Annotated in this window: 13 protein-coding genes; 8 read left to right on the forward strand and 5 right to left on the reverse strand. The window is 42.0% G+C overall.

Translation table 11 applies throughout. The annotated features are described in order from the left end of the window. Nucleotides 1–158: 158 nt before the first annotated feature. The 3 genes from RMX98_RS30905 to RMX98_RS30915 all read right to left on the reverse strand — a co-directional run bounded on the left by RMX98_RS30905 (nucleotide 159) and on the right by RMX98_RS30915 (nucleotide 3,373). The gene (locus tag RMX98_RS30905; RefSeq protein ID WP_322675817.1) at nucleotides 159–830 is read right to left on the reverse strand and encodes a glutathione S-transferase family protein; all 672 of its coding nucleotides are present in this window, start codon (nucleotides 828–830) and stop codon (nucleotides 159–161) included. Nucleotides 831–1,087: 257 nt separating this feature from the next. Beyond that, nucleotides 1,088–2,215 (reverse strand): aryl-sulfate sulfotransferase, encoded by a 1,128-nt coding sequence (locus RMX98_RS30910; RefSeq protein WP_322675818.1) that lies wholly within the window; start codon nucleotides 2,213–2,215, stop codon nucleotides 1,088–1,090. 120 nt (nucleotides 2,216–2,335) lie between these two features. Then, nucleotides 2,336–3,373, reverse strand: coding sequence for an NADP(H)-dependent aldo-keto reductase (locus tag RMX98_RS30915; RefSeq protein WP_322675819.1), 1,038 nt, complete (start codon nucleotides 3,371–3,373; stop codon nucleotides 2,336–2,338). Between the two features lie 836 nt (nucleotides 3,374–4,209). Between RMX98_RS30915 and RMX98_RS30920 the strand changes: the two genes are divergently transcribed. The 5 genes from RMX98_RS30920 (at nucleotide 4,210) to RMX98_RS30940 (ending at nucleotide 8,268) form a co-directional block, all read left to right on the forward strand. After that, a complete protein-coding gene (locus RMX98_RS30920; protein WP_322675820.1) occupies nucleotides 4,210–4,947 on the forward strand; it encodes a Crp/Fnr family transcriptional regulator in 738 nt (245 codons plus the stop codon). A 189-nt stretch (nucleotides 4,948–5,136) separates the two neighbouring features. Then, nucleotides 5,137–5,883, forward strand: a complete 747-nt coding sequence (locus tag RMX98_RS30925; RefSeq protein WP_322675821.1) for a Crp/Fnr family transcriptional regulator — start codon at nucleotides 5,137–5,139, stop codon at nucleotides 5,881–5,883. An 83-nt stretch (nucleotides 5,884–5,966) separates the two neighbouring features. Continuing rightward, nucleotides 5,967–6,695 (forward strand): Crp/Fnr family transcriptional regulator, encoded by a 729-nt coding sequence (locus tag RMX98_RS30930; protein ID WP_322675822.1) that lies wholly within the window; start codon nucleotides 5,967–5,969, stop codon nucleotides 6,693–6,695. 300 nt (nucleotides 6,696–6,995) lie between these two features. Then, nucleotides 6,996–7,406 carry a response regulator gene (locus tag RMX98_RS30935; RefSeq protein WP_322675823.1) on the forward strand — a complete coding sequence of 137 codons (411 nt, stop codon included), beginning with the start codon at nucleotides 6,996–6,998 and terminating at the stop codon, nucleotides 7,404–7,406. A gap of 271 nt (nucleotides 7,407–7,677) precedes the next feature. Next, nucleotides 7,678–8,268, forward strand: coding sequence for a peptidoglycan-binding protein (locus RMX98_RS30940; protein ID WP_322675824.1), 591 nt, complete (start codon nucleotides 7,678–7,680; stop codon nucleotides 8,266–8,268). Between the two features lie 318 nt (nucleotides 8,269–8,586). Here RMX98_RS30940 and wecB read toward each other — a convergent pair whose 3' ends face one another. Beyond that, nucleotides 8,587–9,717, reverse strand: coding sequence for a non-hydrolyzing UDP-N-acetylglucosamine 2-epimerase (gene wecB, locus RMX98_RS30945; protein ID WP_322675825.1), 1,131 nt, complete (start codon nucleotides 9,715–9,717; stop codon nucleotides 8,587–8,589). 728 nt (nucleotides 9,718–10,445) lie between these two features. Between wecB and RMX98_RS30950 the strand changes: the two genes are divergently transcribed. Continuing rightward, nucleotides 10,446–12,215, forward strand: coding sequence for a tetratricopeptide repeat protein (locus tag RMX98_RS30950; RefSeq protein ID WP_322679761.1), 1,770 nt, complete (start codon nucleotides 10,446–10,448; stop codon nucleotides 12,213–12,215). Between the two features lie 421 nt (nucleotides 12,216–12,636). On the opposite strand, the gene RMX98_RS30955 is transcribed toward RMX98_RS30950, so the two are convergent. Further along, nucleotides 12,637–13,134, reverse strand: coding sequence for a pentapeptide repeat-containing protein (locus RMX98_RS30955; RefSeq protein ID WP_322679762.1), 498 nt, complete (start codon nucleotides 13,132–13,134; stop codon nucleotides 12,637–12,639). A 204-nt stretch (nucleotides 13,135–13,338) separates the two neighbouring features. Here RMX98_RS30955 and gcvT point away from each other — a divergent pair, with 204 nt between their 5' ends. Beyond that, the gene (gene gcvT / locus RMX98_RS30960; protein ID WP_322679780.1) at nucleotides 13,339–14,475 is read left to right on the forward strand and encodes a glycine cleavage system aminomethyltransferase GcvT; all 1,137 of its coding nucleotides are present in this window, start codon (nucleotides 13,339–13,341) and stop codon (nucleotides 14,473–14,475) included. A gap of 124 nt (nucleotides 14,476–14,599) precedes the next feature. Continuing rightward, nucleotides 14,600–14,989 (forward strand): glycine cleavage system protein GcvH, encoded by a 390-nt coding sequence (gene gcvH, locus RMX98_RS30965; protein WP_322679763.1) that lies wholly within the window; start codon nucleotides 14,600–14,602, stop codon nucleotides 14,987–14,989. Nucleotides 14,990–15,055: the final 66 nt, after the last annotated feature.

The following is a 15,055-nucleotide window of genomic DNA, read 5'->3' on the forward strand; positions in this document are numbered from 1 at the left end:
GCATTGCATCGACTAACAATGGCATTGCATCGACTAACAATGGCATTGCATCGACTGACAATGGCATTGCATCGACTCTTTGAGACGCTGCGCGAACGTAGGAGAGGGGCTGGGGGAGAGGTCAAAATAGCACTCGTCGAACTCACGTTGAATTACGTTTAAACAGCAGCGAGAGTAGGCGCAGCAAATTTAGCATATCGCTCGATGTAGAATTCCTTAGAGTGAGCGATCGCTTTTACAGACTCACGCTCTTTCAAAGCATGTTTCCACTGGCGTAGACGAGTAAATTGCTCTGGTATTCCAAAACCGCGATACTGCTTCAGTGCAGCCCAGCGCTCAAACCAAGGGAAATAAGTAAAATCGACCAAACTGATAGATTCACCAAACCAGTAAGGGCCTTCACCAGATAGCTTTGCTAAACCTTCGTTTTCAATGAATTCCAGGTGTTTGTATAGTTCCTGTTTAGCTTCTTCTTGTTTTTCGGGATCTGAACTCCGCAGCAGGGTAGAAAAAGCGGGAACGAATCTGGTATTAGCAAAATCGATCCAGATGCGAGCTTGTGCCCTAGCAGTGGGGCTGCTGGGTAACAGTGGTGGATTGGGAAATACCTCATCAAGATATTCATTAATTACTGCTGACTCCCAAACTCGCTCATTGCCGTGAGTTAGTGCAGGAACTTTACCATAAGGAGAAACTTTGGTAAACCCTTCAGGCTTATTCTGCAAATCAATCTCAATCAAATCGAAGTCGATGCCTTTCTCTTGGAGTACCAAGCGGGTACGGTGAGCATAAGGACAAACAACTGCACTGTATACTTTAATTTCAGCCATGTTTAAGTTCCTTGGTAAATAGGACTTGTTAACCGCCATTGAGAATTGAATTTTCATCCAAAATCCCAAATCTTAAATGGGCATTGGGCGTTAGGAGTGCTGAGTGCTGTTAGCGGAAGCGGGGCGTTTAGCCCGTGCTGAGTTGAGAGTTAAGAGTTTTGTTTGTCTCCTTGTCCCCTTGTCCCTTCATCTCCCTGCCCCCGGTCACTGAGCGTAGCCGAAGTGCTGCCCCCTGCCCCCCTGCCCCCTGCCTTCCCCTAAAGCCAGGGCACTTCTTCAGGTGCATAACGGAAGGCGCGAAAGACTGTATTTTGCTCTCCACGAGTTACCGGCGACTTCTCACCTGGAATATTCCGAGATGCAAAGTGGGGATTGATGTATTCCCAAACAATCTCACCTGCAACTGTCACCTCGAATATTCGACCATAAGCACCTTCTGTAATCAAGGTATTGCCATTGGCCAAACGTTGCGCTCCTGATATATAGGAACTGAAGAAATTTTGGGGCGGGTTGTCGGTGTATTCCCAAACTATCTCTTTGGTTTGACGGTTCACCTCAATCACGCGCGAGAAATTGAGAGCGATGTTACGCCGATGTGCGCCATTATCGAAAATCAGGATATTACCGTTAGCTAGTTCGTTCGGGAAGTGCTGCTGTGCTAGCACATCATCACCCAACGTCCAGATGATTTCGTCGGTTTTGCGATCAACAATTACAACTGTGGAGATATTGCGAAAGCTCACTATAATATTGCCATCAGCGAGTTCACCCACAGTATTCCCATGAGTCCATTCATGTCGATGATCTTGGGGTGTAATCGTAAATATATCTGGATCGAGGTGTTCGTGGGCGTGCCAAGTCCAAACGATTTCACCTCCTGGAGTCACTTCATAAAGCACATCAGCATAGATATCACCATCTGGTTCTGTACCTGCTACGCCACCTTTGATCCGGGGAACCAAAGACTGAGGTATTTTTTCAATGGCGAGTAGAATCGTGTTGCCATTGGCAAGTCTGCGTCCATCGTGATGATGATCTGGATGCTTATATTCCCAGATAATATTTCCCTTGGGATCTGCTTCTAAAACAACGCCACTTTTGAATGCAGCCCACAAAGCAAAACGTAGTGGTTCTTCTGGCGGAGTCTTACCGTTATAAAAAAGGTTGCCATTGGGCAAGAGATAACCGTATAACCCTGGTGGATAAGGGAGATTCCACTGGTGTACTACTTCTCCTTCTAGATTTAGGAGGTATACTTCACCTTGACCTGTTAGAGGTGTGAAAAGTGTATACCCTTTGAAGGCTTTTTCGGGATTGTAAGCTCTTAAACCAGTACCCCGACGACGAATAGTATTTTGGTCAATTAATGTTGCTGTAAAAGTCATATTTACCTACTAACTAAATATCTAGTTTTGAATCTAAGAACTAAAACAGAGTGCATCACCTACCTTTACTCGCTTTAGAACAATTAGCACTCACTACTCAGCACTCACTACTCAGCACTCTTATGGTGCTGGATTTGGCGACTGAGCATGAACTATATCCAACTCTTCCAAAATGTCTTTGTTGAGAACTACATTTACGCTTTCTAAATTCTCTTTGAGTTGTTCTAGTGTGGTAGCACCAATAATTGTGCTAGGGACAAACCAACGACTCCGCACGAATGCCAAAGCTAGATGCGCTGAACTTAGTTGATGGCGCTTGGCAATTTCTACATAAGCTGCTACTGCTTGACTGACTTTCGGTTTGAGATAGCGCTGACCAAAATTTTCAAACAAAGTGACTCTGGCTTTTTCTGGTTTACCGTTTAAGTATTTGCCAGTCAAGAAGCCAAATGCTAAAGGACTATAAGCTAGTAAGCCAATTTCTTCGTGATAAACTGCTTCTGCTAAAGCTCCGTCAAATACTCGATTCAACAAGTTGTAAGCATTTTGAATCGAAACAATTTTGGGCAATCCTAATTGTTTAGCAGCGTTACTAAATTGGGCGACTCCCCAAGGAGTTTCATTACTCAAACCGATATAGCGAATTTTCCCAGCCTTAATTACATCGTCAAAAACTGCTAGCTGTTCAGCGATGGGAACAGTTTCTTCAATCTGTGTTGGATCGAACACTGTTTGTCCAAATCGTGGCACGTAGCGATCTGGCCAATGGATTTGATACAGATCGATATAATCTGTCTGTAATCTTTTTAAACTATCATCTACAGCTTGTTTGATATTATCGCGATCGATTGCTTTGGCTCCTCCACGTACCCATTTAAAGCCTCTACCAGGGCCAGCAATTTTAGTAGCTATAATAACCCGATCTCTTTGTTGACGTTTTAACCATTCCCCAATGTAAGTTTCAGTTAATCCATAAGTCTCAGGACTTGTGGGAACAGGATACATCTCTGCCGCATCAATAAAATTGACTCCTTGGGCAATAGCATAATCTAGTTGCTCATGGGCTTCTTCAATAGTATTTTGCTGTCCATAAGTCATAGTACCCAGACAAATTTCCGAAACTTTTAAGTCACTCTTGCCAAGTTGGTTATACTTCATCTTTCTGCGTTGTTATTCAGTCAATTGAACAGTGATATTTTTGTTGAAAATTTTGTATTTTGTCAAGAGAATTATTTTTTTAAAATAAATTAGCTTCAAACAATACTTAATTTGGCACTAAGCCAATATAAATTTTTCAGAGAATATAAATTTAATACTACTACAAATCGGTATATTTAGTGTATTTAATACATATAGCTATTTATTATTGCATAAATTAAGCAGATAAATGAGTTAGTTTTGAGTAATAAAAACTTTAAAAATGTAGTAGAAAATACTTGCTTTTACTGAGTATTTGTGAGGTGGACTGTTTTAGGATGAGTACATAATACAATAAATCGGTAGATTTGCCGTAGTATATTAAAAATCTTAAGATTCTTCTAAAATAAAGTCTTAATAAATATTCATATTAATCTGATTATTTCTAAGTATCTTCTTTTTAAAACAATAAAAATATACCAAGACTAGTTGGGAGAGCTAAAAATATTTGGTAGAAATGAAAAAAATTTAGGTTTTAATGACTTGTATAATCAGGAATTTTTCGCTGCGATCGCTTCCAAAGATGCTCGTGTGTATAGCAAAATGATTAACGAACATAATTTCATTTAATTTATGCGATCGCAAATGTCGCAAATGTAATTAAGTTAATTTAATTGGATTTTGTGTGATTATAAACAACTCATTTAGTTATATTATAAATATGAGCATAAAAAGCTCAGTGTTTTACTAAAACTTTTTTAGGGAATACACCTTTTGACATTAAGGCTAAACTCTTGATTTTCTCCTTGTGCCGTGAGTTGTCTTTTCTAGAGACGGGTACATTCAGAAGAATTCCAATGTCATTAAACAAAAATACCCTTGAAAAACCAGCAAATAAGCTGCTGGCAAGTCTGCCAGCCAGTGATTATGAGCGTCTTGCCCTCCATCTAAAGCTAGTTTCGCTTTCCACTCGGCAAATACTTCACCATGCAGGCGAAGCGATCGTACAGGTATATTTTCCTAATAAGGCAGTGGTTTCTATAATCACCACTATGGAAGATGGCTCGACTGTGGAAGTTGGTTTAGTGAGCAATGAAGGCATGGTGGGTATGCCCGTAATTTTAGGAGATAAGACCACAACCACAACAGCATTTGTGCAGATTCCAGATAGTGCGATGCAGATGGATGCGGATATCCTGAAAGCCGAGTTCAATCGGGGCGGAGCTATTCAAAGCGTACTGCTGCGCTACGTGCAAGCTGTATACACGCAAGTAGCACAAGGATCTGCCTGCAACCGTCTTCATAGACTAGAGAAGCGGTTGGCTCGGTGGCTGCTAACAGTTTCCGATCGTCTGGAATCAAACGAATTTCCGCTCACCCAAGAATTTATCTCGCAGATGTTAGGTGTGCGTCGCGCTGGTGTTACCGAAGCAGCTAACATCCTGAGCGAAGCCGGAACAATCACCTACCGCCGTGGTGAGATTCACATCCTGAATCGAGACGCTTTAGAAAAAACCTCCTGCGAATGTTATCAGGTTATAGAAAATGAATTTATCCGTTTATTGGGCAATAAGCCCAATAAACGGAAAAAATAATTTTTTTGAAGCTTCTATGTACGGAACCGCACAGACTTGAACAAGTCTGTTCATTTAAGCTTTTTTAGATTGCCCCTGTGTTCCTTTAGAGAATACACCTTTCGACATTAGGATCAAATTCTGAAGTTCTTTCCTTGTGCCATGAGTTGGCTTTTCTAAAGTCACCTACCTTAAGGAGAGTGACTTCTAATGTCATTAGATAAAAGCCTTTTTCAGCAACGACCAAATAAGGTGCTTGCAGCTTTGCCAGCTAGTGATTATGAGCGTCTTGTCCCCTATCTAAAGCTAGTTCCACTCCCAGTTGGGCAAATCCTTTACCAAGCAGCCGAACCCATTACACAGGTCTATTTTCCTGATAAGGCAGTGGTTTCTATAGTCACCACTATGGAAGATGGCTCGACTGTGGAAGTTGGGATAGTAAGCAATGAAGGCATGGTGGGTATCCCAGTAATTTTAGGAGACAACACCACAACCACAACAGCCTTTGTGCAGATTTCTGGTGCTGCTATGCAGATAAATGCAGATATCCTGAAAGCCGAGTTCAATCGGGGCGGAGCTATTCAAAGCGTGCTGCTGCGCTATGTACAAGCTGTATACTCTGAAATGGCGCAAGGAGCTGCCTGCAACCGTCTCCATACACTGGAGGAACGGCTAGCTCGCTGGCTACTTACAGTCTCTGACCGTTTAGAATCAGAAGATTTTCCCCTCACGCAAGAATTTATCTCTCAGATGCTCGGTGTCCGTCGTTCTGGTGTGACAGTAGCGGCTAGCACCCTCAGCCGAGCCGGAATGATTAGCTACCAACGTGGCCATATTAGCATCCTGAACCGAAAGGATTTGGAAGCAACTTCCTGCGAGTGTCATCAAGTTATCCAATATGAATTTGCTCGGTTACTGGGCATGAAGCCCAGTAACCGAGCCAAAAAATTTTTTTGAGCTATGTGTGCGAAACCGAACAGACTGGCAAAAGTAAGTTAATTTAAAGTATTATGATCAAATTTCTCTTTTAATAATGTTCAGTGAGCGAAAACACTCTTAAGCCGCAAGTAAATAAATTACTCGCGGCTTTGCCAAGCAATGATTACGAGCGTCTTCTCCCGCACTTGAAGTTAGTTTTACTTTCTACTCGACAAGTAATTTACGAACCAGGAGAACCCATCACATACGTCTATTTTCCCCAAAACGCAGTGATTTCTATAGTCACTTGTATGAAAGATGGATCGACGGTGGAAGTTGGGATAGTGAGTAATGAAGGCATGGTGGGTATCCCAGTAATTTTAGGAGGCAACACGACAACCACAAAAGCGTTTGTCCAAATTGGGGGCGCTGGAATGCAGATGGATGCAGATGTCTTCAGATCCGAGTTCAATCAGGGCGGAGCTATTCAAAACCTCCTGTTGCGCTATGTACGAGCTATATATACCGAACTAACACAAGGATGTGCTTGTAACCGTCTTCATACCCTAGAAGAACGACTAGCTCGTTGGCTTCTAACAGTTTCTGACCGTTTGGAATCAGAAGAATTTCCGCTCACGCAAGAATTTATCGCCCAGATGTTGGGTGTACGTCGCTCTGGTGTGACAGTAGCGGCTAGCGCCCTCAGCCGAGCCGGAATGATTCGCTATCAGCGTGGTCAAATTAACATCCTGAACCGAGAGGATTTGGAAGCAACTTCCTGCGAGTGCTATCGAGTCATCCAAAAGGAATTTTTTCGGTTGCTGGGAAATCAGCCAAGGCGCGATCGCTAATACAGCAGAATTCAAAATTCAGAATTTATGAGTAAAACACGCTTTATATCTGGGTAACAGATGCGAGCTTGTGTACCTCACTTTCCTTAAAATCTGCTGTAAATCATTTTAAGGTAACGCAAAAGTCTTCGCCCTCAGCGTAGTAGGTTGCACTAGTTTATAACTATGTCCGACACCGGACAGACAGTTGCTAATAAGTTCCTTTAAGATTTAGTAAAGTAGGCATCAAATGACATTTACAAATACGTGCTTTTTGATGTGATTGCTACTCCAACTATGTTGAGCTTGGCGGTGGGAATAATGTCAAATCAATCAATGTCTTTTAGCGGTCTGCGATTGCTCGTTGTTGATGACGACGCTGATACCAGAACATTACTTACTTTCCTGTTTCAATTAGACGGAGCAGAAGTGCTCACAGCTGGTTCAGCAGATGAGGCTTTAAATATAATGTCATTTTTTAGACCAGACATTTTAATTAGTGACATTTGCTTACCCGGTGAAGATGGCTACTCACTACTGTTCAAGGTAAAAAATTTGGAAGCAAAACGAGGGAGAAAGATTCCAGCTATTGCTCTGACAGCATCTACTATCGAAGATCACCGCAGGCTTGCCCTATTAGCAGGTTATGATAGATATCAATGCAAGCCGATAGACATAGACGAGTTAGCTTCTACGGTTGCTAATTTAGCCGAACTCCAACAATACGCTTGAATATTTGCATAGAACAACAGAGAAACCAGTAAGCAAGAAATCTTAAAGCTAAATTTTATTTATTTTGAAAATGCGATGTCTACGACAGGCCAGTTTGTCGTAGACATCGCATTTTATTAAGAATCTTTTGGCTAATTTTATTTTTTATTAATTTCGCTACCAATAAAACCTTTTAAAAGCACAGGGATATAAAATATACTAAGAATAAATACAGAGAACAACCAAGTAATTCTCTGTGAGTACTGATTTTTTGATATAAAGGAGCGCATTTATGGAATATCTTGCTTATTCTCAGATGTTTATTGCTCAAGAAGAGGCATCTGGAAATACTAAGTATAATCTTTCTAAACCTCAACTAAATTGGAAAAAACTGCTTAAATCTTCGGCTTGGTTAGCCTTAGCTGGTGTTGGTGTATTACTTGCGGCTTTAAGCCAAATTCAAATGAGTTCGGCTGCTTATGTAAAAACTAACGGCAGTTGTTTACGTATTCGTACAGGCCCAAGCACCAACTACTCTTCTGTTGACTGTATATCGAATGGCGCAACACTTCCAGCGATTGAAAGGTATGAAAATGGTTTTGCTAGGCTTTCTACAGGTAGATACGTTTTTGCCCGATGGATTGGTGATAGACCTAACAATCCTCCTGTAACTAGACCTGGCGGTGTTGGTGGTTCGGTGATTCTTACCCCCGGTTCTAGAGGTCAGCTTGTCAGAGATGTTCAAACAGCTTTAGGTAATCTCACAATTGATGGAATTTTCGGTCAAGAAACTGTTAGCCGAGTCAGAAGCTTTCAGCAAAGTAAAGGTCTACTAGTAGATGGGGTTGTGGGCCCCGAAACTCGATCCGCTCTGGGTATTTAACCAGTAGCCACCCTTGGAAAGTAGATTTTCCAAGTTCTACCTGTTTTCTTGCGGGATCGAGAGAAATAATCAATCAGGAACTTAAATCAAAACTTTGTAGTGTCTCGCCCGTCATTGGGCAGGCAGGGGAGCATACTTCGACTACGCGGAAATCGAGCGAAGTCGAGATTCAGTAACCGGGGGAGGCAGGGGGAGAGAAAAATTCTTAACCCAAGCGTATTGTTTTACAAAAGAACAAGTAAACATGAAAAACCGGGGTAACAGCCGGTTTTTTGCACGCGATAAAACAGAAATTTTGCACTTGTTTAATCCAGCTTCTTAAGTTGATGTTTCTGATGAAATAGCCAAGTAATTTTGCACAATCTGCAAAATGCGCTCTGCTGCATGACCATCTCCAAAGGGATTGATTGCATTTGCCATCGCTTCATAAGCATCTGAGTCACTGAGTAACTCAACAGCAGCTGCAAAAATGTTCTCACTCGTAGTGCCTACAAGTTTAGCTGTACCAGCTGTTACAGCCTCTGGTCTTTCGGTAGTGTCTCTCAAAACCAGTACTGGTTTTCCCAAACTTGGGGCTTCTTCTTGCAAGCCACCAGAGTCAGTCAGCAAAAGATGCGATCGCCCAATTGCTGCCACCAATTCGCCATAATCTAGAGGTTCTGTCAAGAAAATTCGGGGATGATTCCCTAAAAGTTCCTGCAACGGGACTCGCACTGTGGGATTACGATGCAATGGTAAGAGCAAAGCTGTATCAGGAAACTTATCCAAAATTTGTAAGAAGCCTTGAGCGATCGCTTCGAGAGGTTCTCCCCAATTCTCCCGACGATGAACTGTTGCAAGCAGAACCCGATATAAATCCCAGTCTAAACCTGGTACATTACAAACTACTTGGGTGGCAGCGACATTCAATAATGCATCAATTACCGTGTTCCCAGTCATGTGAATTTCACCCAAAACACCGGAACGATGCAAGTTTTCCACAGCCCAAGGAGTTGGCGCAAAGTGCAACTGAGTAATTTGAGAAATCAACCGCCGATTAGCTTCTTCTGGGTAAGGATTGAATATATCATCAGTTCTTAACCCTGCTTCTACATGACCAACAGGGATTTTTTGATAAAAAGCTGCCAAAGCTGCGGCAAAAGCTGTGGTAGTGTCACCCTGCACCACCACTAAATCAGGCTTTTTTACCTTGAATAACGCTTCTAACCCTTGTAAACTACGGCAAGTAATATCATTTAAAGATTGCTGAACCTGCATAATTTCCAAGTTGTAATCTGACTTGATATTAAACAGTTGCATAACTTGCTCAACCATTTCCCGATGCTGTCCAGTTAGAATTACTTGCAACTCAAAACTTGAAGACTTCTGGAAAACCTGAATCACTGGAGCTAGTTTAATCGCTTCTGGGCGAGTACCCAAGATAATGCAAACGCGCTTTTGATTAGTCATTAGTCATTTGTCATCTGTGATTTGTCAATGGTTATAGTCAATGGTCTATGGTCAATAGTCAAGAGTTGACGATTAATCATCACACAAACCATAAATATAAAAGGACAAATCACACAGAATATCAAAAAATCAGCAGATCGCCTACAAATTGTGACATCAAGCAAGCTTGCCACGCCAGTAGGTGAGGTTTTGAGAATTTAGGCAATAAATACATCGATTTCAGGTGATCGTTTCTTGAATTCGGGCGGTCGTTTCTTGAATTTGGGCAGTGGTTAGGGTGGGTAAAACCCAGATTCAAAAGACCTCTTGGCATTTGTGCTTTTTGCACTCTTGGGGAAAAGGGGTTCATGTTAAAGGGGAAGGGGACAATACAGAACTTTTTCCCCTTCCCCCTTGCCCTTTTCCCGACTTATGCAAGAAGTCTATTGAACAACGTAGAGACTTGTGTATACACCGTAGCCCTTTGAGAGAAGGGGAGACGCTGCGCCAAGCAAGATCCGCGAAGGGGTACAAGTTGGGAAACCGCAAGGGCGCAGTAGCTCTCCAACCTACACAGTTCAAAGTTTTTGGCACTAACCTAAGCGTATTGGATTCAAAGGCTCAAGTGGCGATGCCTAACGGTGAGCCACTGTTTTAAATGTATCTATACAATTGGTATTTCTACCCCAAAGAGAGAAGATTTTCAAATAGAGACAAAGTAGAATCAAAAATAAATTTATAAGTTGGTTATGCAATGGGCTAATTTTCTAGCCAAAGAAGCTGCTACTCAGGGCTTATCTCTGGAGCAAACCGCAGCTTTTGTAAAATATTTTAAGACTGAAAATTTAGATAAAAGTGAAACTCATATTGCCAGCGAATTAAACGTTGATATTGCTGCTTTCAGAAAGTGGATAGATGAGCTATATCAAAAGTTCGCCCAGAATAATCCTGAGTTAGCGACTTTCAACAGTCGGGGCAAACTAAAAAAGTTACAAGCTTACCTGAGTGCAAAATATAATAGCGAGTTGAATGTCCTCAAACCATTGGCAGCGATAAAATTATTAAAATTGCTAGTGGTTCGGGAACGACTGCAACAAGAAGCTTGGGTAGCAAGAAGAATTTGTAAATTTTTGGGATATTTGCCATTAGCGCTAGAGTTAGTGGGAGGATATCTGGATAAAATGCCAGATTTGTCTCTGGAAACACTGCTGAAGCGGCTAGAGAAGAAACGAGTGGAAGATGAACCAGTAGTCAATGCTAACTCATTGATGCCTTATGAATACGGTATAGCAGAAGCTTTTGAGTTGAGTTGGGAACAGTTGGATGAGAATGCACAAAGCTTTGGCTGTTTGCTAAGTTTGTGTGCTTTAGCTGACATTCCTTTATCTATTGAGACGATAGAAGATGACAAAAAACAAGAACTCAATCAAAAAGCCATAGCTGATTTACTAAAATTGCATTTGCTAGAACACAAAGGTAAAGAAATTTATCGTCTAAATCCACTGATTCGGCAACTTTTCCAAATGAAGTTGGATAAGTCAAGTGAGGCGGATGAAGCAAAAGCTAAATTTGCCGCGATGATGTTGGAGATAGCAAAGCTAATTCCGCAACAGCCGAACCCTGAAGATATTCTCAACTTCACTCCACATATCCCGCACATTAGAGAAGTTGCAACCCACCTATCCCAGTATCTAGACGATGAAAATTTAATTACTCTATTTACCAAATTAGCCTGGTTTTATCAAGGTCAAGGGCTTTATCAGCAAGCAGAACCTTGGTTGCAACGGTGTGTAGAACTGACTCAAAATCGTCTTGATTTAAAACATACCGATGTCGCTGCTACAAGTTTGAACAATTTAGCATTACTCTACGAATCTACCGGACGCTACAGTGAAGCTGAACCCTTGCTTGAACAAGCTTTAAAATTGAGAAAACATCTGTTGGGAGAAGAACATACCGATGTTGCCACTAACCTCAGCTATTTAGCATTAATCTACGAATATACAGGACGTTACAACGAAGCTGAATATTCTTATCAGCAAGCTTTAAAACTGTGGAAACGCCTAGTGGGAGAAGAACATCCCCATGTTGCTACGAGTCTGAACAATTTAGCAGCGTTTTATTGTTATACAAGACGCTACAGCGAAGCCGAACCTTTACTTGAGCAAGCTTTAAAACTGAGAAAACGCCTGTTAGGAGAAGAACATATTGATGTTGCAACTAGCCTAAATAATTTGGCACAACTCTACGAATCTACGGGACGGCACACCAAAGCCGAACCCTTGTATCAGAAAGCCTTAGAACTGAGTAAACGCCTGCTGGGAGAAAACCATCCCGATGTTGCCATTAGCCTGAATAATCTTGCAGCACTTTACCGTCATGCCAGACGCTATAGAAAAGCTAAACCTTTATTTGAGAAAGCTTTAAGAATTTGTGAACGAACTTTAGGTGTAAGTCATCCTACTACTATGACAGTTCGGGAAAATTATACAAGCTTTTTAAGAGAAGCATATCATTAGCGATCGCTTTGCCTAATTCGTAATTCGTAATTAAACCTCTTGCAAAAAGAACTTTTGCAAGAGATGGGAAAAGGGACTCATGTTAAAGGGGAAAAGGAAAATAACAAAGGGAGCAATGCGATGAGAGTGAAGTGGGCAAGCAGGGGAGGCAGGGGAGGAGAAATAAATTAAATATATTTTGAAGTGTTTATAGTAGCGTATGTTACTAAATTCTCTCTTTACTCCCCCTGCTCCCCCTGCTCCCCCTGCTCCCCCTGCTTCAAAAAGCGATGATCTCACATTTTCGCGTTGCTCCCAATAACAAACCTTTCCCCCTTTCCCCTTACCCTTTTCCCGACAAATGCCAAGAAGTCCATTCTAATTCGTTCGTAATTAGTTAAAAAAATATCCCCCTCTCTACTAGTGAAGAAGGGGATATTTTTCACTTACATCCTAAAGACTTGCGAGTATCTGCACCAGTTTTAGAATTTACACCACTTGCCTTAACACAAAGCTTTTTCACTTGTATTCCATCTAAAATCGCATTTGTAAAATCAGTACCTGTGATATCCACGCCATCAAAAGTAGAACGTAGCATCATTGCATCGGTCAACACAGCATCACTTAAATCAGCATCCTTAAACCTTGTAAGATAGGCTATACCTTCACTAAAATCAGCACCATGCAGATTTACTCCCTCCAATACGCTACCGTTAAACACGCCACCACGTAAGTCAGCATTGCTAAAATTAGCATTCTCTAATTTGAGATTGGTAAACTCACTACCAATTAAACTTTGACCAGAGTAATCCTTGGCCTTAAGTTCATCATTCCCCACAGAACGGGTAATACTGGAAGAACTTGCAGCTTGCGCCGATAGGGGAAACAAAAAAAGAACCATAGCTAAAACAAAGCTAGCTAACAGTCGCCAATATTTCATAATGTCTTCTTAATAAATCTCAACACTTGCACCATTAACTATTAAACCTCACAGAAGGGAACAAAGGGGACAAGGAGAATAAACCATACCCAATGCCCTAATTCGATATACAAAACTGTAAAACCAGAAAGCATCTCGTAGGATGATAGATATTGAGGTGCGATGCCTAACGGCAAGTTGCTCCGCATCTACGCAAAATTACCTGTGGCTAATCAAGAAGACAACACTCAATCTTTGGCGCGAACCCCTTTATATCAATTGGGTGTAGAACTCAAAGCACGCCTTACCAGCTTTGGCGGCTGGGAAATGCCCGTGCAATTTAGTGGAATTAGCCGCGAACACGAGGCTGTAAGAAATACAGCCGGAATGTTCGATATTTCCCACATGGGCAAATTTACCCTCCAAGGTAAAAACCTGATTTCCCAACTCCAACCACTAGTGCCTTCAGACTTGAGCCGTTTGCAACCTGGTCAAGCACAATACACCGTATTGTTAAATCCCCAAGCCGGAATTATTGACGACATCATTGTTTATTATCAAGGTGAAGACGCTACTGGGACACAAAAGGCATTCATCATAGTCAATGCGGCAACCTCCAGTAAAGATAAAGCATGGCTATTGCAACACCTTGACCTGGATAAGGTGCAATTCCAAGACCTTTCACCAGATAAAGTCTTAATTGCCGTGCAAGGGCCAAAAGCGATTAAATATCTCCAGCCATTAGTTCAAGAAAACTTACAACCAATCAAAGCCTTTGGACATTTAGAAGCAACCCTACTAGGTAAACCTGCCTTCCTAGCCCGCACGGGTTATACCGGAGAAGATGGCTTTGAAGTGATGGTAGACCCGGATGTGGGGGTAGAATTGTGGCAAAGTCTCCATAAAGCTGGTGTTATCCCCTGTGGACTCGGTGCAAGAGATACCCTGCGGCTAGAAGCGGCAATGGCACTTTACGGACAAGATATCGATGACATCACCACACCCTTAGAAGCAGGTTTGGGGTGGCTAGTTCACTTAGATACTAAAGGCGATTTTATTGGTCGAGAAGTTTTAGCACAGCAAAAAGCCACTGGAGTGCATCGCCGATTGGTAGGTTTGCAAACCCAAGGACGTAACATTGCCCGTCATGGCTATCAAGTGTTATCCGCAGGTAAAATCGTGGGAGAAGTTACTAGTGGCACTCTGTCTCCCACACTGGGTTATCCCGTTGCCTTAGCTTATGTTTCCACACAGCTAGCAACTGTTGGTCAGCAGCTAGAAGTCGAAATTCGTGGTAAAGCTTATCCAGCAGTTGTGGTTAAACGTCCCTTTTATCGGTCAAAAAATCGTGTCACCAACTAACAAGCGCCAGGTTTTTGAGGAATAATGTGTTGTGAGTTACTCAATCTACAGTAAGGTTCATTACCAGATATGGCTTGGATGACTGTTAGAGCAATAATTTTTTTGATAAGGGAGAGGAAGTGATATGTCTTTTGAATATCCTCAAGATTTCAGATACCTAGATTCTCATGAATACGTGCGAATAGATGGTGAAATTGCGACCATTGGCATTACTGAGTTTGCCACACATGAATTGGGTGATATCGTCTTTTTGGAACTGCCAGAAATTGGCGATGCTCTTACTAGAGGAGATAACTTTGGCACAATTGAATCAGTGAAAGCCGTCGAAGAACTGAATTCACCAGTAACAGGCACAGTTATAGAACGGAATGAAGCCTTAATAAATTCTCCCGAAGAAGTGTCAGAAGACCCCTACGGGGAAGGGTGGTTTTTGAAAGTGCGCGTCAACGACCCTGGCGAAGTTGAGGATGCCTTAACAGCAGATGAGTATCGTGCCCTAGTAGAAGGGGAATAGGGAGTGGGAAGTAAGGGTGCAGGGGGCAAGGGGAAAAACTGCAAATTCTTCTCCCCAGTTCTCCCT

This window comes from Nostoc sp. DedQUE02, assembly GCF_034531035.1.
Lineage (GTDB): Bacteria > Cyanobacteriota > Cyanobacteriia > Cyanobacteriales > Nostocaceae > Nostoc.